The sequence below is a fragment of the Streptomyces sp. NPDC007875 genome (genome assembly GCF_042868035.1).
GTDB classification, from domain to species: domain Bacteria; phylum Actinomycetota; class Actinomycetes; order Streptomycetales; family Streptomycetaceae; genus Streptomyces; species Streptomyces antimycoticus.
In genome coordinates this window covers 259955-283163 of record NZ_JBIADZ010000002.1, presented here as the reverse complement: position 1 = coordinate 283163, position 23209 = coordinate 259955, and the positions used below count along the sequence as shown (strand labels likewise).

Sequence of the window (23209 nt, the reverse complement as noted above, 5' to 3'; positions counted from 1 at the left end):
GTGAAGCCAGTTGGGGGATCCACCGGGCCTCTGATCGCCCCTGGCATATCCACGCCTGCTGATTGATACATGTCTCGAAGAGGTCTCAACTCACCTGCACGGGTGATGCGCGCCACGGCGCTCGCCACCGGCGCGCGCGGAAAAGCGGGGCGCTCCCCCCGGTGGGTACGCGGGCGCCGGGGGCGGGTACGCGGCGGCGCCCGGCGGGTACGCGAGACGGGGGAATCCTCATAAGGTGTGCAGTATTGCCGTGTGCGAACGCTGTGCACGGTCCGGGACAGGATGGGTCGAGGAGGACTGTCGGTGACCGAGAAGAGCCCCAAGCTGCGTGCCGCGCTGGACGGCATTCCGACGTACAAGCCCGGCAAGCCGGCCGCCACGGGGGGTCCCCGGGCCTTCAAGCTGTCCTCCAACGAGAACCCCTATCCGCCGCTGGCCGGGGTGCTGGAGACCGTGGCGGACGCCGCCGCGTCCTTGAACCGCTACCCGGACCTCGCCTGCACCGCGCTGATCGCGGAGCTCGCGGAGCGCTTCGATGTGCCGCTGGAGCATCTGGCCACCGGGACCGGTTCGGTCGGCATGGCCCAGCAGCTGGTCCAGTCCACGGCGGGGCCGGGCGATGAGGTGATCTACGCCTGGCGGTCCTTCGAGGCATATCCGATCATCACTCAGATCGCGGGCGCGACCTCGGTGCAGGTTCCGCTGACCGATGCCGAGGTCCACGATCTGGACGCGATGGCCGATGCGATCACCGACCGCACCCGGCTGATTTTCGTCTGTAACCCCAACAATCCGACCAGCACCGTCGTGCGCCGGGCCGAGCTGGAGCGGTTCCTGGACCGGGTGCCGTCCGATGTGCTGGTGGTGCTGGACGAGGCGTACGTCGAGTTCATCCGGGACGAGCGGGTCCCCAACGGCGTCGACCTCTACCGCGACCGGCCGAACGTCTGTGTGCTGCGCACCTTCTCCAAGGCGTACGGCCTGGCCGGGCTGCGGGTCGGCTTCGCGATCGCCCATGAGCCGGTGGCGGCGGCGCTGCGCAAGACGGCGGTGCCGTTCGGCGTCAGCCAGCTCGCCCAGGACGCGGCGGTGGCCTCGCTGCGCAGCGAGGACGCGCTGCGGGAGCGGGTGGACGCGCTGGTCACCGAGCGGGCCCGGGTGTGGGAGGCGCTGACCGCCCAGGGGTGGACGGTCCCGGACTGCCGGGCGAACTTCGTCTGGCTGCGGCTGGGGGAGCGGACGCTCGACTTCGCGGCGGCGTGCGAGGCGGCGGGCGTGGTGGTCCGTCCGTTCGCGGGTGAGGGGGTGCGGGTGACGATCGGCGAGCGCGAGGCGAACGAGATCTTCCTGCGGACCGCGGAGGAGTTCCGCAAGGAGCTCTGAGCCCGGCCTGAGCCCCTTGGGCGCGCAAGGGGCCCATCGGCCCCTCCGTAAGGTGCGCAGCATACCCAGACGTGCCCCATTCGCCCCCTCCCACCCCCTGTGGGAGGGGGCGAAGCCATGTGCGTATCATTGCTTGTGAATGTGAATACGTTCACAAGCTCGTTCGCGGGCAGGCACGACCGTAAGGAGAGATTCAGGTGAATCTGGCTCTGGCGCCGGAGACGCTGGCCCGATGGCAGTTCGGCATCACAACCGTCTACCACTTCCTCTTCGTGCCACTGACGATCTCCCTCGCCGCGATCACGGCGGGTCTGGAGACCGCCTGGGTCCGCACGGGCAAGGAGAAGTACTTCCACGCCACCAAGTTCTGGGGCAAGCTCTTCTTGATCAATATCGCGATGGGTGTGGTCACCGGCATCGTGCAGGAGTTCCAGTTCGGCATGAACTGGTCGGACTACTCCCGCTTCGTCGGTGATGTCTTCGGTGCCCCGCTCGCGATGGAGGCCCTGCTGGCCTTCTTCTTCGAGTCCACCTTCATAGGTCTGTGGATCTTCGGCTGGGACAAGCTGCCCAAGAAGATCCACTGCGCCTGCATCTGGATCGTCTCGATCGGCACGATCCTCTCGTCGTACTTCATCCTGGCCGCCAACTCCTGGATGCAGCACCCGACCGGCTACACCATCGACAAGGCCACCGGAAAGGCCCAGCTCACCGACATCTGGGCGGTGCTGACGCAGAACACCACCCTCGTCGTGGTCTTCCACACCCTGACCGCGGCCTTCCTCACCGGTGCCGCCTTCATCATCGGCATCTCCTCCTTCCATCTGCTGCGGGCCAAGCGTCGCCGGGAGCGCGGCGAGGAGCTGGGCGAGCAGCGCAAGAAGCAGATCGGGGCGATGCGGGCCTCGCTGCGGGTGGGCCTGGTCGTCGCGGTCATTGCGGGGATCGGCACGGCGCTCAGCGGTGACCAGCTCGGCAAGGTGATGTTCGAGCAGCAGCCGATGAAGATGGCGGCGGCCGAGGCGCTGTGGGAGACCCAGGCGCCCGCCCCCTTCTCGATCTTCGCCGTCGGCGATGTCAGCAAGGGCCACAACAGCGTCGAGCTGGAGGTCCCCGCCGCGCTCTCCTTCCTGGCGCACAGCAACTTCACCGACGCCGTCCCCGGGATCAATGACATCGCCCAGCGGGAGGCCGACGCCTACGGCGGTCAGCCCGATGACTACATCCCCAGCATCTTCATGACCTTCTGGGGCTTCCGGCTGATGATCGGCTTCGGTATGACCTCGTTCGTCGCCGGGCTGATCGGGCTGTGGACGACCCGGCGCAAGCGGTGGCTGGCACCCGCCTTCCGTACCGGCGAGGACGAGGTGCCCCGGCTCATGCTCACCAAGAAGCGCGAGATGAGCCCGCTGCTGTCCACCTGGTCCTGGCGGATCGGCATCCTCACCATGGGCTTCCCGCTGATCGCCAACTCCTTCGGCTGGATCTTCACCGAGATGGGCCGGCAGCCCTGGGTGGTCTACGGGCTGATGAAGACCGCCGACGCGGTCTCCCCCGGGGTCAGCCAGACCGAGGTGCTGATCTCCCTCGGCGTCTTCACGCTGCTGTACGGGGTGCTCGCGGTGATCGAGGTGCGGCTGCTGACCAAGTACGCCAAGGCCGGACCGGACACCGACGAGAAGCCGCCCGCCAAGGACCCGAAGCTGCGGCTGCCCTCGGGCGGTCCGGGCGGTCCGGGCAGTCCGGACGGCGGGGCAGCCGCCGAGGACGAGGACGCCGACAAGCCGCTGACCTTCGCGTACTGACGGCCGGAGAGGATCATGAACCTTCACGACTTCTGGTTTCTGCTGATCGCCTTCCTGTGGACGGGCTACTTCTTCCTGGAGGGCTTCGACTTCGGCATCGGCGTGCTGACCAAGCTGCTCGCCCGCGACCGCACCGAGCGCCGGGTCCTGATCAACACGATCGGGCCGGTGTGGGACGGCAATGAGGTCTGGTTGATCACGGCGGCCGGGGCGACCTTCGCCGCCTTCCCCGACTGGTACGCGACGCTCTTCAGCGGCTTCTATCTGCCGCTGCTGGCCATCCTGGTCTGCCTGATCGTGCGCGGTGTCGCCTTCGAGTACCGGCACAAGCGCCCCGAGGACCGCTGGCAGCGCAACTGGGAGCATGCGATCTTCTGGTGCTCGCTGCTGCCCGCGTTCCTCTGGGGCGCGATCTTCGCCAATCTGGTGCACGGGGTGCCGATCGGCCGGGACGGGAACTATGCGGGCGGTCTGACGGACCTGATCACGCCGTACGCCCTGCTGGGCGGGGCGGTCACGCTGGCGCTGTTCACCTTCCACGGCGCCGTCTTCGCCGCGCTCAAGACCTCCGGGGACATCCGGACGAGGGCACGGCGGTATGCGACCGGGCTCGGACTGGCCACCGTCGTGGTCGCGGTGCCGTTCCTGGTCTGGACGCAGAGCGACAGTGGGAACGCCCGCAGTCTGGTGGCGGTCGTCATCGCCGTGCCGGCGCTGGCCGTGGCGCTGGTCATGAACCGACGGGGGCGTGAGGGGTGGGCGTTCGGGCTGTCCGGGGTGGCCATCGCGGCGGCCGTAGCGATGCTCTTCCTCGCCCTCTTCCCCGACGTCATGCCCTCCTCGCTGGACCCGAAGTGGAGCCTGACAGCGGCGAACGCCGCCTCCAGCCCCTATACGCTCAAGATCATGACGTGGGTCGGGGCGATCATGATGCCGCTGATCATGGCCTACCAGGCGTGGACGTACTGGGTCTTCCGTAAGCGCATCGGTACCCGGCACATCCCCGCCGCCCACTGACGCTTCGGGTGGTGTGTTTCACGTGAAACCAATCGATCCCCGGCTACTGCGGTACGCACGGGCCACCCGGTTCTTCCTCGTCGCCTCCGTGGCGCTGGGCCTGGCCGGAGCGGGCCTGGTCATCGCGCAGGCGATGCTGATCGCCGAGATTGTGGTGGGCGCCTTCCAGCGGGGCGAGGACGTGGGGGCGCTGACGCTCCCGCTGGGGCTGCTGGCGCTGGTCGCCGCCGGCCGGGCGGTCGTCTCCTGGCTGACCGAGCTGGCCGCCCATCGGGCCGGTGCGGCGGTCAAGTCCGAGCTGCGGCTGCGGCTGGTGGAGCGCGCCGTGCGGCTGGGACCGAGCTGGCTGGACTCCCAGCGGACCGGTGAGCTCACCACCCTCGCCACCCGGGGCATCGACGCGCTGGACGACTACTTCGCGCGCTATCTGCCGCAGTTGGGGCTGGCCGTGGTGGTGCCGGTGGCGGTGCTCGCCCGGATCGTCACCGCGGACTGGATCTCCGCGTTGATCATCGTCGCCACGCTGCCGCTGATCCCGCTGTTCATGATGCTCATCGGCTGGGCCACCCAGTCCCGGATGGACCGCCAGTGGCGGCTGCTGTCCCGGCTGTCCGGGCACTTCCTCGATGTCGTCGCCGGCCTGCCGACCCTCAAGGTCTTCGGCCGGGCGAAGGCCCAGGCCGCCTCGATCCGCGCGATCACGGCCGACTACCGGCGGGCCACGCTCAAGACGCTGCGGCTGGCCTTTCTGTCCTCCCTGGCCCTGGAACTGCTTTCCACCGTGTCGGTCGCCCTGGTCGCGGTCGACATCGGAATGCGGCTGGTGCACGGCGAGATGGACCTCTTCACCGGGCTGGTGGTGCTGGTGCTCGCCCCCGAGGCGTATCTGCCGCTGCGGCAGGTGGGCGCGCAGTACCACGCGGCGGCGGAGGGGCTGGCGGCGGCGGACGAGGTCTTCGCGGTGCTGGAGCGCGAGCCCTCGAACACCGGCGGTTCACCGGCCCCCGATGCCCGGAGCGCCGCGCTCACGCTGGACGGGCTGGTGGTCCGCCACCCCGGGCGCAGCGAACCGTCCCTCGCCCGGACCTCGTTCGAGATCCGCCCGGGGGAGACGGTCGCCGTCGTGGGCCCCAGCGGTGCCGGGAAGTCGACGCTGCTGAACGCCGTGCTGGGCTTCGCGGCGCCGGACGAGGGCCGGGTACTGATCGGAGGACGCGACCTGGCCACGCTGGACCCGGAGAGCTGGCGGCGCCAGATCGCCTGGGTGCCCCAGCGCCCCTGTCTCTTCGCCGGGACGATCGCGGAGAACGTCCGGCTGGCCCGGCCGGACGCCGATGACGCGGCGGTACGGGCCGCCCTGCGGGACGCGGACGCGCTGCGGTTCGTCTCCGCGCTGCCGGACGGGATCGAATCCCGGCTCGGCGAGATGGGCGCCGGGCTCTCCGCGGGCCAACGGCAGCGGATCGCCCTGGCACGCGCCTTCCTGGCCGACCGGCCGGTGCTGCTGCTGGACGAGCCGACGGCGAATCTGGACGGTGAGACGGAGGCGTCGGTCGTCGAGGCGGTGCGGCGGCTGGCCGAGGGCCGCACGGTGCTGCTGGTGGTCCACCGCCCGGCGCTGCTTCCACTGGCTGACCGCGTGCTGCGGCTGCCGGGGCCCGACGCTTCTGGTGGACCGGTCCTGCTGCCCGACGCTTCTGGTGGACCGGTTGTGCTGCCCGACGCTTCTGGTGGACCGGTTGTGCTGCCGGTCGCTGGGCGCGAGTCGGCCGTGGGCGGCGTGCGCCCGGGGCCGATCGTCTCTCTCCGGCCCGCCTCCGAGGGCGACGGCGCCCACCTGTCCGTCGCGTGTGCCGCCGGGCGCCCGCGTGCCGAGGCGCGCGGATCGGTGGCGCGCGGATCCGCGGCGGGCGGATCCGCGGCGGGCGGATCCGCGGCGGGCGCGGTCACGGAGGCGGGGTCGGCGCCGTGTCCGTCGTCCTCACCGGCCACGGATGAGCGTGTCGACGTGGCGCGGGCGGCGGGGCGTGGGGGCTCGCCAGCGGGTGGGCCCGCCATCGGTCCCGACGGCGGGCTCCTCCGCTCGGGGCCCGGCGCGGACTTTCCGCCCACCTGCTCCGCGCCGGACGCTGACGCGGGCTCGGAGCGCTCACCGGTCGTCGTGTCCGGTGGCGCGCAGGGACCGGCGGCGGACGCCGAATCCGGTGGGCTGCTGGGCGAGGCGCGCACGGGGGCGGACGCCGGGGGCTTGGTCGCGCGGGATGGGGTTGCCGCGTCGCATGGTCCGACCGCGGGGGATGGCTTGAGCGCCCCGGGCGGCTTGATCGCGCGGGATGGCTTGAGTGCCCGGGATGGCTTGAGCGCCCCGGGCGGCTTGATCGCGCGGGATGGCTTGAGTGCCCGGGACGGCTTGAGTGCTCCGGTCGGACTGACCGCGCCGTGCGGCCCGGTCGCGTCGCGGAACTCGGCGGCGTCGCGTAGCTCGGCCGCGCGTCCGCGCCGGGGCGCGCCGGCACGGGTGCGGGCGGCCGCGCGCGGAGGCCGCGGACGGTTCGGGCTGGCGCTGCTGCTCGGGAGCCTCGCCCTGCTGAGCACGGTCGGGCTGATGGCCGTCTCCGGGTGGCTGATCTCCCGGGCCGCGCAGCACCCGCCCGTGCTCTATCTGATGGTGGCGGTCACCGCGACCCGGGCGTTCGGGATCGGCCGGGCCGTCTTCCGCTACGCCGAACGCCTGGTCTCCCATGACGCCGTACTGCGGGTGCTGGCCGAACTGCGGGTCGCCGTCTATCGACGGCTGGAGCGGCTGGCGCCCGCGGGGCTCGGCCGGACGCGCCGCGGCGATCTGCTCTCCCGGCTGGTAGCCGATGTGGACACCGTCCAGGACTACTTCCTGCGCTGGCTGCTGCCCGTCGGCACGGCGCTGACCGTCGGCGTGGCCTCGGTGGGCTTCCTCACCTGGGTGCTGCCCGAGGCCGGGGCGGTGCTGGCGGCGGGGCTGCTGGTCGCGGGGGTCGCGGTGCCCATCGTGTCCGGAGCGCTTGCGCGGCGGGCGGAGCGCCGGCTGGCTCCGGCGCGCGGTGCCCTGTCGGCGCAGGTCGTCGATCTGCTCGCGGGGGCCGCCGAGTTGACCGTCGCGGGCGCGTTGCCGCGCCGGCTGGACGCGGTGGGCCGGGCCGACGGGGTGCTCACCCGGATCGCCCGGCGGGCGGCGGCCGCCGCAGGCACCGGTGCCGGGCTGTCCGCACTGGTCTGCGGGCTGACCGTGGCGGCCGCGGCGTGGGTGGGGGTGCCGGCCGTGGCGGACGGCCGGATCCACGGGGTGTGGCTGGCGGTCGTGGTGCTGACCCCGCTCGCCGCCTTCGAGGCCGTCGCGGGGCTGCCGCTCGCGGTGCAGCACCGGCAGCGGGTGCGGCGGGCCGCGGAGCGGGTGTACGAGGTGCTGGACGAGCCGCTTCCGGTGCGTGAGCCCGACGAGGCGCGGCGCGAGGAGGCGCCGAGTGCGCCGTATCCGCTGGTGCTGCGCGGGATCACCGCCCGCCACCCCGGGCAGTCTGCTCCCGCCTTGGACGGGTTCGGTCTGGAGCTGCGGCCGGGCCGCCGGGTCGCGGTCGTCGGCCCGTCGGGAGCGGGCAAGAGCACGCTCGCCCAGGTGCTGCTCCGCTTCCTGGACATCGAGGGCGGCACCTACACCCTGGCGGGCCGGAACGCCGCCGCCCTGGACGGGGACGCGGTGCGGCGGCTCGTCGGCCTCTGCGCCCAGGACGCCCACGTCTTCGACAGCTCGCTGCGCGAGAACCTGCGGCTGGCCCGCCCCGGCGCGAGCGATGACGAGCTTCGCGCGGCGCTGTCCGCCGCCCGGCTGCTGGACTGGGTGGACGGGCTGCCGGACGGCCTGGACACGCTTGTCGGCGAGCAGGGCGCACGGCTCTCCGGCGGCCAGCGGCAGCGGCTGGCGCTGGCCCGCGCGCTGCTGGCGGACTTCCCGGTGCTGGTTCTGGACGAACCGGCCGAGCATCTGGACCTGCCCACGGCCGACGCGCTGACGGCCGACCTGCTGTCGGCGACCCGGGGGCGCACCACCGTCCTGATCACGCACCGGCTGGCGGGCCTAGAGGCGGTGGACGAGGTGATCGTGCTCGACGGGGGCCGGGCCGTCCAGCGCGGGACGTACGGGGAACTGGCCGCGGCCGACGGGCCGTTCCGCCGGATGCTGGAGCGCGAGGCTGTGGAGGGCGGAGTCCTGGTGGGCACCGGGCACATGGACGCCGCGCACCCGAGCGCTGGCTAGGCGGCTCTATCCGGCGGATCTTCGCGCGCCCGCGCGCCCTGGCACGGCGGCCCGGCTACGGGTGAGGCGCCTCCCTCGGCACCGCTTGGGGGCGCCCTCCGGCACCGATGGGAGGCGCCCCGGCGACAGACGACGTGGGCCACGGCGCCAGCCCGCAGCGGGCCACGGCACGAGCTGTCGCGGGCTACGGCGCCTGCTGTCGCGGGTACGGCGCCAGACGGGCGCGGGGTCCGGCACCAGACGTCGCGGGCCTCGGCAACGGCCGCAGCGGGCTACGGCGCCAGACGGGCGCGGGGCCGGGCACCGGACGGCGTGGGCCGCGGCGCTAGCCCGCAGCCGGGGCACGGTACGAGCTGCCGTGGGCCACGGCGCCTGCTGTCGCGGGGCCCGGCGCCAGGCAGCGCGGGCTCGGCAACGTCGCAGCGGGCCACGGCCCGAGCTGCCGCAGGCCACCGCCGGATGTCGCGGGCAACGGCGCCAGACGGCGCGGGCCCCGGCAACGGTCGCACCGGGCCGCGGCACCAGCCCGCAGCGGGCCACGGCGCCCGCTGCCGCAGGCCACGGCGCCGGGGCCTCAGCGGGCCTCGCGGTGCCGGCCGACTGATGTCAAAGGCGCCAGTCGACCTATGCGCAGGCGACGAAGAGCCACCGGACAGGGCCCAGCGCGAGCAGCGGCGTTCATCTGCGCCATTCATTAGGCTCGACGGCATGGCGGCCGCTGCGCCCTCCCCCGACCCCCTGGACCTGGCCGCGGAGGCGACCCGGGGTCTGCGTGGGCTGTCCACCGAGCTCACGGCGCGGCTGCCGCGGCTGCTGGAGGCGATGCGTTCGCTCGGCGACGGGCCGGACGCGCACACCGTCCTCGACCGGATCGTGCGCACCGCGGCCGAGCTGGTGGGCGCCCGCTGCGCCGCGATCGGGGTGTACCACGCCGACGGCGATGCCGCCGGAGGGCAGGGCCTGGCCGATGTGGTCACCTACGGCGAGACCGACACCGAAACCGAGACCGACGCCGACCGGGAGCGGTGCGCGGAGCTGCTGGCCGACGCACGGCGCACCGGAACGCCGTCGGCCTCCCAGCCGCCGGGCTCGTATCTCAGCGTTCCGCTGCGGGTCGGGGAGGAGGTCTTCGGCACCCTCTGCCTCGCCGGGAAGCGGGACGGCGGTCCGTTCACCGAGTCCGACCGGCATCTGGTCGAGGTGCTGGCGACCGAGGCGGGGATCGCCATCGGCCACACCCGCGTCCAGGGGGCCACTCGGCAGCGTGAGCGCTGGATCGAGGGATCGGTGGCGGTCACCCAGACGCTGCTGTCCGGCGGCGCCGGGGAGGGGCCGGCCGTGGTCGCCGAGAAGGTCCGGGAACTCGCGGAGGCGGTGGTGGGGATCGTGTTGTTGCCGGAGGAGGGCGAGGGCGGGCTGAAGGTCGCGGCGGTGGCCGCCGATGAGCGGTCCGGGCTGCTCGGCGCCGTACTTCCGGCTCGCTCTCCGGCCGTGCCGAGGCTGCTGGCCGGGCAGCCGGTCGTCATCGAGGACCCGGCCGCCGACCCGCTGCTCGGCTCCGGCGTCCCCGGCCGATACGGGCCGAGCCTGATGGTCCCGCTGAGCAGCGGGGACCGGGTGGTCGGTGTGCTGGCCACCGCCCGCGAGCGCGGCGCCCGCCCGTTCACCGCCACCGAGCGCACCCTGGCCGCCCAGTTCGCGGCGCAGGCGGCGGTCGCGCTGGTGCTCGCCGAGGCGCAGCACGACCGGGAGCGGCTCGCGGTCCTCGAGGAGCGCGACCGGATAGCCCGCGATCTCCATGACCTCGTCGTCCAGCGGCTCTTCGCGACCGGGATGCTGCTGGAGAGCGCGGAGCGTCAGTCGGACGCGCCGGAGGTGCGGGAGCGGATCGAGCGGGCCGTCGAGGAACTGGGCGCCACCATCCAGGAGGTGCGGACGGCGATCTACGCGCTGCAGCAGACCCCGCCCGAGACGCCGCCCGGGCTGCGCGGCCGGGTGCTGCGGGAGGTCAGGGCGGCCGCCGTGCCGCTGGGCTTCCAGCCGTCCCTGACCTTCGTGGGCCCGGTGGACTCCCGGGTCGGCACGGCGACCGGCGCCCATCTCGTCGCGGCGCTGCGCGAGGCGCTGTCCAACGCCTTCCGGCACGCGCGGGCGGAGCGGGTCGAGGTGGTCGTGGACGCCACCGGGTGGCTTGCGGACGGGCGACCGTCGGTGCGGCTGACCGTCGCGGACGACGGGGTGGGCGTGCCCGCGGGCGGGCGGCGCAGCGGTCTGAAGAACCTGGTACGGCGGGCCGAGGCGTTGGGCGGGGCGAGCGGCGTCGGGCCCGGGCTCGGGGACGGCGGGCGCGGTACGGCGGTGGTGTGGGAAGCGCCGCTGCCGAGCGAGGGAGCCTGACGCCGCCGTATGCCTGACGGCTGTGCGGCCGCGTCTGCCGTACGCCGGACGGCGCTGTGCGCCTGCGTCTGCCGTGCGCTGCGTCTGTCGTGCGCCTGACGGCGGCTATGCGCCTGTATCTGCCGCACGCCTGACGCCGCTGTATGCCTGACGCCGCCGTATGCCTGACAGCTGTGCGGCCGCGTCTGCCGTGCGCCTGACGTGTCGCTGCCGGGCAAGGGTGATGCCCGCCGGGCCGCTGTGTGCCCGACACGCCGCTGTGGGGCGCTGGTTGTCGCCCGCCCGGCCCAACGCCTCACCTACGCGGGCCAACTAGCGCGCCGTCGGAGTGCGGTGCGTGGTGGCCGACGGTGGGATGAGCCTCGCGGGCCGTTCGGACCTTCGTATCCCATCGCACTCCGCGACAGATGTTGGCCCGACCGCGGGGAAGGAAGTCATGACGTGAACAGCCAGAGTCCCACTCCCAAGCGATCCCGGACGCGCCGCCGGGTCCTCTTCGCCACCCTTGCTGCGGCGAGCCTCACCGGCCAGGTGCTGACCATGTCCCCCGCCGCTCAGGCGGATGACACCCTGGGCGGCGGCCGTCCCAAGCCGCCCCGGCCGCCGTCCATCATCCACGGGGTCCAGGAGTTCACCACGGACGGCACCTTCACGCCTCCCGCGGGCGTCACCTCGGTGCACATCCAGGCGTGGGGAGCGGGCGGCGGTGGCGGCGGCGGTGGTGGCGGCGCCAGCGCCACGGCCACGGGTGCCGGCGGCACCGGTGGCGGCGGCGGATCCGGTGGCTTCACCTGGTGCGTCATCCCGGTGACGCCGTTCGCCACCTACACGGTGGACCTGGGCACCGGTGGTGGCGCCGGGACCGCCGGTCCCGGCGGCACCGGCACCGCTGGTGCCGGAGGTGCCGGAGGCAACGGTGGCAACGGTGGCGCGACGTCCCTGGTCTCCACCAGCGGGACCCAGCTCATCGCCGGCGGCGGCACGGGCGGCACGGGCGGTGGCGGCGGTACGGCCGCTCCGGGCATTCCGGGCACCGGCGGCACTGGTGGCACCGGCGCCTGCAACAGCTTCTCCGCGGTGAACCGCACCGGTGAGAACGGTGCGGGCGGCGCCCAGGGCGGTGAGGGCGGCGACGCGGTCGACGGCATCGTCGAGCTGCCCCCGACGAACACCAGCGCGGGCGGCGACGGCGGCGTCGGCGGCCCCGGTGGCAACACCCCGGGCAGCGCGGGCGGCCCCGGTACCGCCGGCGGCAACGGCTACCTGGTCTTCTTCTGGTAAACGCGGTCGTGCGAACCGCCGCCCCCCGGCCCCACGGCCGGGGGGCGGTCGCGTGCGCTTCAGTCCGCCACGATCCGCTCGATGACGGCGGCGACGCCGTCCTCGGTGTTGGCGCCCGTGCGGTGGGTGGTCGCGGCGAGCACATCCGGATGGGCGTTGGCCATCGCGTAGGAGGTGCCCGCCCAGATCAGCATCTCCAGGTCATTGGGCATGTCGCCGAACGCCACGACCTCCGCGGCGGAGATCCCGCGCTCGGCACAGCACCGGGCCAGCGTGCTGGCCTTGCTGACCCCGAGCCCGCTGACCTCCAGCAGGGCGGACGGGCTGGAGCGGGTGAAGTCGCCGTAGGCCCCGGCCACCGAGCGGGCCAGCTGGAGGAAGGCGTCGGGCGCCAGCTCGGGGTGGTGGGCGAGCAGCTTGAGGACCGGCATGTCGGCATGCGCGAATCCGTCGTGCAGCAGCTTCTCGGCGGGGGCGACGATCGCGCCCGGGTCGAGGTGGAACGGCGGGTACTCCGGTTCGTAGAAGATCCCGCCGCTGCGCTCGACCGCGAAGGACGTGCCGGGGGCCTCCACGCGCAGCGCCTCGACGACGGCGAGGGCCTGGTCGGTGGCGAGCGGGCGGACCTCGATCGGCAGCCCGCCCTGGTGCAGATCGACCACGGCGGCGCCGTTGGCGCAGATCGCCAGGCCGTGGCCGTGCACATGGGCGCTGACGACGTCCATCCAGCGGGCCGGGCGGCCGGTGACGAAGAACACCTCGATGCCCGCCAGCTCGGCCGCCGCGAGCGCCGCCACGGTGCGGTCGGAGACCGTCTTGTCATCCTGCAGCAGGGTGCCGTCGAGGTCGGTGGCGATCAGCCGGGGCCGGGCCGGGGCGGGGCGGGAAGGCTCTGGGGCCGGGGTGTTCGGCCGCTCGGTCGCAGGGGTCACGGCAACCATCCTCCCGCATATGCCGCTCAGCGGTGCCGGGGCTGTGCTCGTGTGGGCCCTTTGGGCGCCGTCACGGGGCGTCCCGAGGCGCCGTCCCGGTGTCCGAGGCGCCGTCCCGGGTGTCCTGGGCATCCCGCCGGTGCGGCGCTGAGATCGGTACGGCGCTGAGATCGGTGCGGCGCTGATATCGGTGCGGCGCTGAGATCGGTGCGGCGCTGAGATCGGTACGGCGCTGAGATCGGTACGGCGCTGAGATCGGTACGGCGCTGACATCGGTACGGCGTTGTCACACCCACCGCTTAGGCTCGCCCTATGCGAGTGAGCACCGTGATCCTGCCCGTCTACCGCTGGTCCGAGCGCGGCCGGGAGATATGGCAGCGCGCCGAGGAGCTGGGTTTCCACGCGGCGTACACCTATGACCACCTGTCCTGGCGCAGCTTTCGCGACGGGCCCTGGTTCGGGGCGGTCCCCACGCTGACGGCGGCCGCGGCGGCGACCTCCCGGCTGCGGCTGGGCACCCTGGTCACCTCCCCGAACTTCCGGCATCCGGTGACGCTGGCCAAGGAGCTGATCACGCTGGACGACATGTCCGGCGGGCGGATCACGCTCGGCATCGGCGCGGGCGGTTCCGGCTTCGACGCGACGGCGCTACTGCGGGGCGCGGAGGAGCCGTGGTCGCCGCGGGAGCGGGCGGATCGCTTCGGTGAGTTCGTCGAGCTGCTCGACCGGCTGCTGACGCACGATGTGGTGACGCACGAGGGCACCCACTACAGCGCCCACGAGGTGCGCGACATCCCCGGCTGTGTGCAGCGGCCGAGGCTGCCGTTCGCGGTGGCCGCCACCGGTCCGCGCGGGCTGCGGCTCGCGGCGCGATATGGCCAGGCGTGGGTGACCACGGGCGACCCGAAGATCTCCGAGACCGGCACCCCGGCCGATTCGGTTGCCGCCATCGGCGGTCAGATCGAGCGGCTGGGCCGGGCGTGCGCGGAGGCCGGACGGGACACCGCCGACCTCGACAAGATCATGCTCACCGGTTTCACCCCGGAGGCCACAGGGCCGCTGAGCTCGGTGGAGGCCTTCGTGGACTTCGCCGGGCGCCATGCCGAGCTGGGCATCGACGAGATCGTGCTGCACTGGCCGATCCCCGATTCGATCTTCGCGGCCGACCTCGGGACCTTCGAGAAGATCGCCACGGAGGGCGCGGCGCAGGTCGCCGGATAGCGGGCGGCACAGGTCGCCGGATAGCGGGCGCGGCGCGGATTGCCGGATCGCCGGATAAAGGGCAGGGCGCAGATCGCCCTATAAGCGGCAGAATCGGGTATAGAGCCTTTGGCGTCGCGTCACTGGGGAGGCATCCCATGCCGCATACCCGCTATCCCCCGGACCGGGGGCTGACCACCCGCATGGTCACGACGATGTTCTTCATCGGGCTGCTCTATGTGGTCTTCATCGGTGTGCTGCTCGCCCTGTTCAAGGGTGCCTGGCCGCTGATCGTGATCATCGCGGGAGGGCTGTTCGTGGCGCAGTTCTGGTTCAGCGACCGGATCGCGGCGTTCAGCATGGGCGCCCGGGAGGTCACCCCGCAGCAGGCCCCCGAGCTGCACGGTGCGGTGGACCGGCTGTGCGCGCTCGCGGACATGCCCAAGCCGCGGGTGGCCATCGCCGACACCGATGTGCCGAACGCCTTCGCCACCGGCCGCAATCAGCGCAACGCGCTGGTGTGCGCCACCACGGGGCTGCTGCGGCGGCTGGAGCCGGAGGAGCTGGAGGGCGTCCTCGCCCATGAGCTGTCGCATGTGGCGCACCGCGATGTGGCGGTCATGACCATCGCCTCCTTCCTCGGCGTGCTGGCGGGCATCATGACCCGCGCGGCGCTGTGGGGCGGGCTCAGCCGGGGCAGCCGCAACAACAACGTGGGCATCGCGGTGCTGCTCATCCCCCTGATCAGCGCCGTGGTCTATGCGATCAGCTTTCTGCTGACCCGGCTGCTGTCCCGCTATCGCGAGCTGTCCGCCGACCGCGCCGGCGCGCTGCTCACCGGGCGGCCCTCGGCGCTCGCCGCCGCGCTGACCAAGGTGACGGGGCAGATGGCCCGGATCCCGACCCGGGATCTGCGCAAGGTCGAGCCGTTCAACGCCTTCTTCTTCGCGCCCGCGCTCTCCCGGGAGAGCGTCAGCCGGCTCTTCTCCTCGCATCCGACGCTGGAGCAGCGGCTCGACCAGCTCGCCCGCATCTCCACTCAGCTCGGCCAGGCGGGAAGGGGCTCAGCGTGAGGATCTTGGACGCTATCCTGGGCCGCAGCAAGCCGGTGCGCCCCGACCTCGACCGGCTCTTCGGGCTCCCGGGGGCAGCGGTCAGCCTGGAGGCAGGGGCGGGGTTCACCCCGACCGGGCGGGGCTCGGTCTGTTTCGCGAGCGTGGAGGGCGGCGCCTTCTCCCAGCTCCAGCGGGATGTGCGGGAGCTGCTGGACGCGGACACGGACCGGGGCGGGGTGCCCGTGGAGTTCAGCCAGGACGCGTACGGCTACACCTGGCTGCTGGCCCGGCAGCCGTCGGACGATGTGCCCGCCCTGGTGAACGATCTGCACGCGGTCAATTCGCTGCTCCAGGACGGCGGGTTCGGCCCTCAGCTGCTGTGTTCGCTGATCGGCTTCCAGGACCCGGCGGGGCGTTCGCTCGCGCTGGTGTATCTCTACAAGCGCGGCACCTTCTACCCCTTCGCGCCCCTGCCGGGCGCCGCGGAGAAGCGGGACAACGCGCTGGAGCTCCAGATGCGGGCGCTGCTCGGGGACGATCTGCGGATCGAGGAGGACCTGAGCCGCTGGTTCCCGGTCTGGGGCGCGCCGGGTCTCTAGCGGTCCGGCTCCCCGGCTGACGGACGGTCTGACTCCGCTCAGCCGAACGGTCTGACTCCGCTCAGCCGGATGGTCCGGATCCGCTCAGCCGGATGGTCCGGATCCGCTCAGCCGGATGGTCCGGCTCCGCTCAGCCGGATGGTCCGGCTCCGCTCAGCCGAACGGTCCGGCTCCGCCCGGATAAACCGGCCCAACTCCCCCCGGGCGAAGGGGAATCCACGGACCGGACAGGCCCTCAGGCATAGGAATGGGCTCGCGGGGCACCTTCTACCTTCGACATCACATGACGGAAGGTGACCTGACGCCCGGGGGAGGGCCGAATGAACTACTTGCGCGGCTTCATCCCATGGATCGCCCTCGCGGTCGTGTCGACACTCGGCTGGCAGTGGGGAGCCCTGGCCGGTCTGGTGCTGGGTGGCGCGATGCTGGTGCGGGCCCGTAAGGCGGGCATGGCGGCCGACGCCCTCATCCTGGAGTGCAGCACGGTGGCCTTCTTCACCGCGCTGACGATCTGGGCCTTCGCCCGGCCGGACAGCGGACTCAAGGACTACATCGGGGCGCTGGCGCTGAGCTGGCTGGCCGTCACGGCCTGGACGACGCTCGCCGTGGGACGGCCCTTCACCACCGGTGTCGCCCGCCGCCAGGCACCGCCTGAGGTGTGGGACACCTATGTGTTCAAGCGGATCAATGTGGTGATCACTCGCGCCTGGTCCACCGCCTTCACCCTCTCCGCCGCGGCCATGGTCGTGGTGATCTCCGCCGGTCTGGGCATGGTGGCGGCGCTGGCGGTCCAGTTCGCGGGGTTCGTCCTTCCGGCCCTGTTCACCGCGTGGTACCCGGGATGGGCACGGTCGCGTCTCACACCGGCCGCACACCGGGCATAAGCCCCCGGAATACCTGTGGATACCCGAGGTAACCCCCGCCCGTCGGGGTCCGTCCCCTACGGGCGCGTCAGACCCGAGGACGAGGGGAATCCCACCGTCAGGAGTGACGCCGCCTGTGGCTCACACCACTACGGTCGAACACGTGACTGTGATCGCCACCGAAAGTCTGAGCAAGCGGTTCCCCCGCGTCACCGCGCTCGACCGGCTCTCCGTCGACATCGCACCAGGCGTGACTGGCCTGGTGGGTGCGAACGGCGCCGGTAAGTCCACGCTGATCAAGATCCTGCTCGGGTTGTCCCCCGCCAGCGAGGGCCGCGCTTCCGTGCTCGGTCTCGATGTGGCCAAGGACGGCAGCGCCATCCGCGAAAGCGTCGGCTATATGCCTGAGCACGACTGTCTGCCGCCCGATGTCTCGGCGACCGAGTTCGTCGTCCACATGGCGCGCATGTCCGGGCTGCCGCCCTCCGCCGCCCGTGAGCGCACGGCCGACACGCTGCGCCATGTCGGTCTGTACGAGGAGCGATATCGTCCCATGGGCGGCTACTCCACGGGCATGAAGCAGCGGGTCAAACTGGCCCAGGCGCTGGTGCACGACCCCCGCCTGGTCCTGCTGGACGAGCCGACCAACGGCCTGGACCCGGTCGGCCGCGATGAGATGCTCGGCCTGATCCGCCGCGTCCACACCGACTTCGGCATCTCGGTCCTGGTCACCTCGCATCTGCTCGGCGAGCTGGAGCGCACCTGCGACCACGTCGTGGTCATCGACGGCGGCAAGCTGCTCCGCTCCAGTTCCACCAGTGACTTCACCCAGGCGACGGCCTCGCTCGCGGTCGAGGTGACCGACACCACCGACCACCCGGACGGCACCAAGGCGCTGCGTACCGCCCTCGACCGGGCCGGGCTCACCGTCCAGCCCGCCGGCCGCGACGCCGACGGGACGCCCGGCTCCGACCATGTGCTGCTGGTCGACGTCGCGAGCGAGGAGACGTACGACACGGTCCGCGACACCATCGCCGACCTCGGCCTGGGTCTGGTCCGCATGGAGCAGCGCCGCCACCGCATCGCGGAGATCTTCCGGTCCGACGACGATGCGGACGCCCCGGACGCACCGGACGGCACGACGAAGCCCGCAGGACCGGCCGGCGCAACCGCACACGGGAACGGAGGTGCCGTCGATGCCGCCTGAGACCGTGACCCAGCAGCGTGCCGACGTCATTCACAACATCGGCTACCGCCACTACGACGGCCCGCGCCTCGGCCGCGCCTACGCCCGCCGCTCGCTCTTCTCCCAGAGCCTGCGCGGCGCCTACGGCCTCGGCCGCTCGGCGAAGTCCAAGGTCGCGCCGATGCTGCTGTTCGCCGTGATGTGCATGCCCGCCGCGATCATCGTCGCGGTGGCCATCGCCACCAAGGTGGACGAGCTCCCCGTCGAGTACACCCGCTACGCGATCATGCTGCAGGCCGTGATCGGCCTGTACACCGCCTCCCAAGCGCCGCAGTCCGTCTCCCGGGACCTCCGCTTCAAGACGGTCCCGCTCTACTTCTCGCGGCCCATCGAAACGATGGACTATGTGGTGGCCAAGTTCGCCGCCATGGCCTCGTCGCTGTTCATCCTCACCGGCGCGCCCCTGCTGATCCTCTATGTCGGGGCGCTGCTCGCCAAGCTGGACTTCGCCGATCAGACGAAGGGCTTCGCACAAGGACTGATCTCCGTGGCTCTGCTCTCGCTTCTCTTCGCCGGCATCAGCCTGGTCGTCGCCGCGCTCACCCCGCGCCGCGGCTTCGGCGTCGCCGCCGTCATCGCCCTGCTGACCATCTCCTACGGCGCGGTGTCCGCCGTCCAGGCCATCGCATGGGACCAGGGCAGCTCCGGCCCGGTGAGCTGGATCGGGCTGTTCTCGCCGATCACCATCATCGACGGAGTGCAGACGGCCTTCCTCGGTGCCACCTCCTCCTTCCCCGGCGGGGTCGGCCCCGGCACCGGAACCGGGTTCGTCTACATCCTCGTTCTCCTCGGCCTGATCGCCGGCTCGTACGGGCTGCTGATGCGCCGCTACCGAAAGGTCGGCCTGTGACCACGATCGCCATCGACAACGTCTCCCGCTGGTTCGGGAACGTCGTGGCCGTCAACGACGTGACCATGAACATCGGCCCCGGTGTCACCGGGCTCCTCGGCCCCAACGGCGCAGGCAAGTCCACCCTCATCAACATGATGGGCGGCTTCCTGGCCCCCTCCACCGGGTCCGTGACCCTGGACGGCGCCCAGATCTGGCGCAATGAGCAGGCTTACCGCCACATCGGCATCGTCCCCGAGCGCGAGGCGATGTACGACTTCCTCACCGGCCGCGAGTTCGTGATCGCCAACGCCGAGCTGCACGGGCTGCCCGATCCGCGTGGTGCCGCCCGTAAGGCGCTCGACACGGTCGAGATGGACTACGCGGGCTCCCGGAAGATCGCCACGTACAGCAAGGGCATGCGCCAGCGCGTGAAGATGGCCTCCGCGCTGGTGCACGAGCCGTCGGTGCTCCTCCTGGACGAGCCGTTCAACGGCATGGACCCCCGGCAGCGGATGCAGCTCATGGATCTGCTGCGGCGAATGGGCGCGGAGGGCCGCACGGTGCTGTTCTCCTCGCACATCCTCGAGGAGGTCGAGCAGCTGGCGGCGCATATCGAGGTGATCGTCGCGGGCCGGCACGCCGCCTCCGGCGACTTCCGCAAGATCCGCCGGCTGATGACGGACCGTCCGCACCGCTATCTCGTACGGTCCAGCGACGACCGCGCGCTAGCGGCCGCCCTGATCGCCGACCCGTCGACCACCGGTATCCAGGTCGACGCGAGCACCGGCGCCGACGGCGGACTGCACATCCAGGCGGTCGACTTCGCCCGCTTCACCGAACTGCTGCCCCGGGTCGCCCGTGACCAGCACATCCGGCTCCTCACGGTCTCGCCCTCCGACGAGTCCCTGGAAAGCGTCTTCTCCTACCTCGTCGCGGCCTGAAAGGAGCCCACAGCGATGTCCTCGCTCTACCACCCCACCGTCGCACGGCTCACCTACCGGGCCCTGCTCGGCCGCCGCCGGGCGCTGATCCTCTTCTCACTCCCCGGTCTGCTGCTGTTGATCTCGCTCGCCGTACGGCTGCTGACCGGAGCGGACGACGAGACGGCCGACGCGATCCTCGGCGGCTTCGCGATGGCCACCATGGTCCCGCTGATCGGCGTGATCGCCGGCACGGGCGCGATCGGCCCGGAGATCGACGACGGCTCGGTCATCTATCTGCTGGCCAAGCCGGTGAAGCGGCCGACGATCATCTTCACCAAGCTGATCGTGGCGATCGGCGTCACGGTCGCCTTCTCCGCCATCCCCACCCTGCTCGCGGGCTTCCTGCTGAACGGCAACGCCAATCAGCTGGCCGTCGGCTACGCCGTCGCCGCCGCCGTGGCCTCGGTCGCCTACAGCGCCGTCTTCCTGCTGCTGGGCACCGTGACCCGGCATGCGGTGATCGCGGGGCTGGTCTACGCCCTGGTGTGGGAGACGTTCTTCGGCAGCCTGGTGGCCGGGGCCCGCAAGCTCAGCGTTCAGCAGTGGGCGCTGGCGCTCGGGCAGAAGGTCGCGGACGGCGATGTGATCTCGTCGGATGTCGGCCTGGCGACCGGCGTCATCCTGCTGCTGGCCGTGACCGTGGGCGCGACCTGGTTCGCGGGCCGCAAGCTGCGCACGCTGACCCTCGCGGGGGAGGAGTGACTGCCCGCGCGACCGGCGTGACCCGCGCGAGGTGACGCCCGGCGCCCGGGGGTTCGTGCATGCCTTACGGGCGCCAGGGGCTCGTGCGCGCCTTATGGCAGCCCAGGAGTCCGTGCCCGCCTTACGGCCGCCATCGCGCAGGGGCGGCGGAGCGGCCGCCGGTTGTCTCCGCGGTGGCGGCGGTCGTCGTGACGGCCGCCGCCGCGGCGTGTCCGGGGGCCGCGTTGGCCTGGCCCAGGGCGGAGGCCACGGCCGCGGAAGAACCGAGCAGGACGGTCGCCGCCACACAGGCCACGGTCCAGGGGACTCGCAGCAGCAGCCGCCGCCGTGGCCGCCGGGCGCCGCGCCTCCCGCTGTGGCCCGCGGGCCGTGGGGGGTCTTCGCCTCGGCCGTGCCGCTCATGCCGCTCATGCCGTCCTCCGGTCCTCGTCGATGCCGATGACACCGAGAGTGGCGGCGGGAGTTGTCGGCCGGCCCTCCGCGGCCTGAGGGCCGGCTGTGGAGGCGAGGTCGCTCAGGCTCAGGCCGTTCGATCCTCCGGGCCGCTCAGGACCGGATCTTGCGGTCGCGTCCCGCGCCCAGGCCCAGCACCGCCAGCACCCCGCACACCGCCAGCATCAGCGTGAGCGGCAGCCCCCAGCCGCCGATGGTCTGGTGCACCACGCCGAGTGCCAGAGGGCCCACCGCGGCCAGCAGATAGCCCCAGGTCTGCGCCATTCCGGACAGCCGCGCCGAGGTGTGGGCGTCCCCGGTCCGCAGCACCATCATGGTCAGCGCGAGCCCCACGGCCCCGCCCTGTCCGACGCCGATCAGCGTCGCCCAGACCCACGCCCCGGCGACGGGGGCCAGGAGCAGGCCCGCGATACCGGCGCCCATCAGCGCCGCGACCGCCACGGCCAGCATCCGCTGGGAGCGCATCCGCCCGGCGAGGGTGGGCACCACGAACGAACCGACCATCTGCAGCATGGTGCTGAACGCGAACACCAGTCCGGCCGTGTTCTTGCTCATGCCGTGGTCGGTGAAGATCGTCGGAAGCCATGCGATGCAGACGTACGCGATCGACGACTGCAACCCCATGAACAGCGTGACCTGCCAGGCCAGCGGGGAGCGGCTCAGCCTCGGCCCCGCGTCCGGCGTCGTCCTTACAGGCGTCGCCGCGGGCTCACCGTGGTGCGTACCGCGCCGTGCGAGCACCGTCTGGGGTATCCAGACCAGCGCCGCGAACGCCGCCAGCAGCGACCAGGAGGCGAGCGACCCCTGCCAGCCGCCGAGCGCGTTCTCCAGGGGCACGGCGGAGGCGGCGGAGACCGTCGCCCCGCCGATCATCGAGGTGGTGTAGAGCGCGGTCATCCCGGCGGCCCGGTGCGGGAAGTCACGCTTGACCAGGCCCGGCATCAGCACATTGAGGAACGCGATCCCGCTGCCGACGAGGGCGCCCCCGGCGAAGAGCGCCATCACGGGCGGTGCCACGCGCAGCAGGATGCCGCCGATCAGCAGCGCCAGCGCGCTCAGCAGCACCGCCTCGGTGCCCCAGCGCCGGGCGAGCCGGGGCGCGAAGGGCGAGGCCAGGCCCATGAAGATCAGCGGAATGGTCGTGACCAGGCTGCTCATGGTCGCGGACAGCCCGAAGTGCCCGCTGATCTCCCCGAGCAGCGGGGAGACCCCGGCGAGCGCGGCCCGCATGTTGAGCGACGCCAGCACGATGCCGATCAGGAGGAGGGCCGGGTGGGCCCGCAGGGTGCGCCGCGCGGCGGCCACCTCGGGGGTCGGCCGCAGATCCGTCTCGGCGTCCACGAGCAGGGGTTCGGCCTCGGGGCCGGGGGTGTGCGGGCGTGGCAAGAAGAGCTCCGTTCCGGTCGTGGTGGGGGTGGGGGTGGTCCGGGTCGCGGTGAGGCCCGCCGAGGGGGGCTCAGCCGATGGCGAGCAGGGCTTCGATGGCGCGTTTCGGCGCCTCCAGCAGCGCCCGCGCCGCCGCCTCGGCGGCCGCCGGGTCGCCGGAGGCGATGGCGTCGACCAGGGCGCGGTGGTCAGCGGGGACGATGCTCGGCACCTCGCGGTCGCCGAGCGAGGCCACCAGCGAGTCGCGCACCGAGCTGCTGAACCAGCCGTAGGTCGCGCTCAGCGCGGCGTTGTGCGCGGCCTCCACCACGGCGGTGTGGAACTCGAGGTCATGGGCGGCGTGCAGATCATGGCGGCTATCCGCAGGCGGCTCCCCGGCGTGCCCGAACGCCTCCAGCGACTCCAGCGCCGCCCGCATCCGCCGCATATCGGCGGGGCTGTGCCGGAGCGCGGCCAGCCGCGCGCCCTCCGCCTCCAGCGCGATCCGCAGCTCCAGCACATCCCGGATCCCGGCGCGCCGCACACCCCGCATGACCTCGGCGGGGTCGGTCGTGGAGACCACGAAGGTGCCCTCGCCCTGCCGGGACTGCAGCATCCCCGCGTGCACGAGGACGCGGACCGCCTCGCGGACCGTGTTCCGGCCGACCTGGAGCTGCTCGGCGAGGGCATGCTCGGTGGGCACGCGGTCGCCGACCTTCCACTCCCCCTCGGCGAGCTGCGCCCGCAGCTGTTCCACCACGGTGTCGACCAACGACTGCCGTCCAGCCGCCCGCAACGCCATCCCGCT

General features: G+C 72.4%; 18 protein-coding genes. 14 read left to right on the top strand and 4 right to left on the bottom strand.

The annotated features are described in order from the left end of the window. Window positions 1–303: 303 nt before the first annotated feature. The 6 genes from hisC (at window position 304) to ACFYOY_RS04970 (ending at window position 12171) form a co-directional block, all read left to right on the top strand. Entirely contained in the window at window positions 304–1383 is a 1080-nt protein-coding gene (gene hisC / locus ACFYOY_RS04995; RefSeq protein ID WP_351883704.1) for a histidinol-phosphate transaminase, read from the top strand. A 197-nt stretch (window positions 1384–1580) separates the two neighbouring features. Further along, complete coding sequence (locus ACFYOY_RS04990) at window positions 1581–3188, top strand: cytochrome ubiquinol oxidase subunit I (protein ID WP_351883706.1); 1608 nt, start codon at window positions 1581–1583, stop codon at window positions 3186–3188. 15 nt (window positions 3189–3203) lie between these two features. Continuing rightward, the gene (gene cydB, locus ACFYOY_RS04985; protein ID WP_351883708.1) at window positions 3204–4205 is read left to right on the top strand and encodes a cytochrome d ubiquinol oxidase subunit II; all 1002 of its coding nucleotides are present in this window, start codon (window positions 3204–3206) and stop codon (window positions 4203–4205) included. A gap of 22 nt (window positions 4206–4227) precedes the next feature. After that, entirely contained in the window at window positions 4228–8493 is a 4266-nt protein-coding gene (cydD, locus tag ACFYOY_RS04980; protein WP_388584848.1) for a thiol reductant ABC exporter subunit CydD, read from the top strand. Window positions 8494–9201: 708 nt separating this feature from the next. Continuing rightward, the gene (locus ACFYOY_RS04975) at window positions 9202–10890 is read left to right on the top strand and encodes a GAF domain-containing protein (protein WP_351883712.1); all 1689 of its coding nucleotides are present in this window, start codon (window positions 9202–9204) and stop codon (window positions 10888–10890) included. A 441-nt stretch (window positions 10891–11331) separates the two neighbouring features. Beyond that, a complete protein-coding gene (locus ACFYOY_RS04970; protein ID WP_351883714.1) occupies window positions 11332–12171 on the top strand; it encodes a hypothetical protein in 840 nt (279 codons plus the stop codon). 59 nt (window positions 12172–12230) lie between these two features. On the opposite strand, the gene ACFYOY_RS04965 is transcribed toward ACFYOY_RS04970, so the two are convergent. Next, the gene (locus ACFYOY_RS04965) at window positions 12231–13112 is read right to left on the bottom strand and encodes an HAD family hydrolase (RefSeq protein ID WP_388584843.1); all 882 of its coding nucleotides are present in this window, start codon (window positions 13110–13112) and stop codon (window positions 12231–12233) included. A gap of 303 nt (window positions 13113–13415) precedes the next feature. Here ACFYOY_RS04965 and ACFYOY_RS04960 point away from each other — a divergent pair, with 303 nt between their 5' ends. The 8 genes from ACFYOY_RS04960 to ACFYOY_RS04925 all read left to right on the top strand — a co-directional run bounded on the left by ACFYOY_RS04960 (window position 13416) and on the right by ACFYOY_RS04925 (window position 20583). Next, on the top strand, window positions 13416–14324 hold the full coding sequence (locus ACFYOY_RS04960; protein WP_388584840.1) for an LLM class flavin-dependent oxidoreductase: 909 nt from the start codon (window positions 13416–13418) through the stop codon (window positions 14322–14324). Between the two features lie 137 nt (window positions 14325–14461). After that, window positions 14462–15376 carry a zinc metalloprotease HtpX gene (htpX, locus tag ACFYOY_RS04955; RefSeq protein WP_388584838.1) on the top strand — a complete coding sequence of 305 codons (915 nt, stop codon included), beginning with the start codon at window positions 14462–14464 and terminating at the stop codon, window positions 15374–15376. Continuing rightward, a complete protein-coding gene (locus ACFYOY_RS04950; RefSeq protein WP_208515080.1) occupies window positions 15373–15957 on the top strand; it encodes a hypothetical protein in 585 nt (194 codons plus the stop codon). Before htpX ends, ACFYOY_RS04950 begins: the two co-directional genes overlap by 4 nt. 320 nt (window positions 15958–16277) lie before the next feature. Further along, entirely contained in the window at window positions 16278–16841 is a 564-nt protein-coding gene (locus ACFYOY_RS04945) for a hypothetical protein (protein ID WP_059143688.1), read from the top strand. A gap of 115 nt (window positions 16842–16956) precedes the next feature. Continuing rightward, the gene (locus ACFYOY_RS04940; protein ID WP_351883724.1) at window positions 16957–18027 is read left to right on the top strand and encodes an ABC transporter ATP-binding protein; all 1071 of its coding nucleotides are present in this window, start codon (window positions 16957–16959) and stop codon (window positions 18025–18027) included. Beyond that, a complete protein-coding gene (locus ACFYOY_RS04935; RefSeq protein WP_351883726.1) occupies window positions 18017–18916 on the top strand; it encodes an ABC transporter permease in 900 nt (299 codons plus the stop codon). The genes ACFYOY_RS04940 and ACFYOY_RS04935 overlap by 11 nt, the downstream gene beginning before the upstream one ends. Next, entirely contained in the window at window positions 18913–19839 is a 927-nt protein-coding gene (locus ACFYOY_RS04930) for an ABC transporter ATP-binding protein (protein WP_059143685.1), read from the top strand. The genes ACFYOY_RS04935 and ACFYOY_RS04930 overlap by 4 nt, the downstream gene beginning before the upstream one ends. 15 nt (window positions 19840–19854) lie before the next feature. Continuing rightward, window positions 19855–20583 carry an ABC transporter permease gene (locus tag ACFYOY_RS04925; RefSeq protein ID WP_351883728.1) on the top strand — a complete coding sequence of 243 codons (729 nt, stop codon included), beginning with the start codon at window positions 19855–19857 and terminating at the stop codon, window positions 20581–20583. A gap of 121 nt (window positions 20584–20704) precedes the next feature. On the opposite strand, the gene ACFYOY_RS04920 is transcribed toward ACFYOY_RS04925, so the two are convergent. From ACFYOY_RS04920 to ACFYOY_RS04910, 3 genes are all read right to left on the bottom strand, one after another. Next, window positions 20705–20869 carry a hypothetical protein gene (locus tag ACFYOY_RS04920; protein ID WP_388584833.1) on the bottom strand — a complete coding sequence of 55 codons (165 nt, stop codon included), beginning with the start codon at window positions 20867–20869 and terminating at the stop codon, window positions 20705–20707. Window positions 20870–21129: 260 nt separating this feature from the next. Further along, window positions 21130–22422 (bottom strand): MFS transporter, encoded by a 1293-nt coding sequence (locus ACFYOY_RS04915; protein ID WP_351883730.1) that lies wholly within the window; start codon window positions 22420–22422, stop codon window positions 21130–21132. A 70-nt stretch (window positions 22423–22492) separates the two neighbouring features. Next, window positions 22493–23203: a FadR/GntR family transcriptional regulator gene (locus ACFYOY_RS04910; protein ID WP_388584831.1), complete on the bottom strand. Its 711-nt coding sequence runs from the start codon at window positions 23201–23203 to the stop codon at window positions 22493–22495. Window positions 23204–23209 lie beyond the last annotated feature (6 nt).

What these genes read in the sequence shown, in the direction of transcription:
- ACFYOY_RS04935 (WP_351883726.1), top strand. Translation starts at nt 18,017, where the DNA reads ATGCCGCCTGAGACCGTGACCCAGCAGCGTGCCGACGTCATTCACAAC.
- ACFYOY_RS04925 (WP_351883728.1), top strand. Translation starts at nt 19,855, where the DNA reads ATGTCCTCGCTCTACCACCCCACCGTCGCACGGCTCACCTACCGGGCC.
- cydB (WP_351883708.1), top strand. Translation starts at nt 3,204, where the DNA reads ATGAACCTTCACGACTTCTGGTTTCTGCTGATCGCCTTCCTGTGGACG.
- ACFYOY_RS04945 (WP_059143688.1), top strand. Translation starts at nt 16,278, where the DNA reads ATGAACTACTTGCGCGGCTTCATCCCATGGATCGCCCTCGCGGTCGTG.
- htpX (WP_388584838.1), top strand. Translation starts at nt 14,462, where the DNA reads ATGCCGCATACCCGCTATCCCCCGGACCGGGGGCTGACCACCCGCATG.
- ACFYOY_RS04975 (WP_351883712.1), top strand. Translation starts at nt 9,202, where the DNA reads ATGGCGGCCGCTGCGCCCTCCCCCGACCCCCTGGACCTGGCCGCGGAG.
- ACFYOY_RS04965 (WP_388584843.1), bottom strand. Translation starts at nt 13,112, where the DNA reads ATGGTTGCCGTGACCCCTGCGACCGAGCGGCCGAACACCCCGGCCCCA.
- ACFYOY_RS04960 (WP_388584840.1), top strand. Translation starts at nt 13,416, where the DNA reads ATGCGAGTGAGCACCGTGATCCTGCCCGTCTACCGCTGGTCCGAGCGC.
- ACFYOY_RS04910 (WP_388584831.1), bottom strand. Translation starts at nt 23,203, where the DNA reads ATGGCGTTGCGGGCGGCTGGACGGCAGTCGTTGGTCGACACCGTGGTG.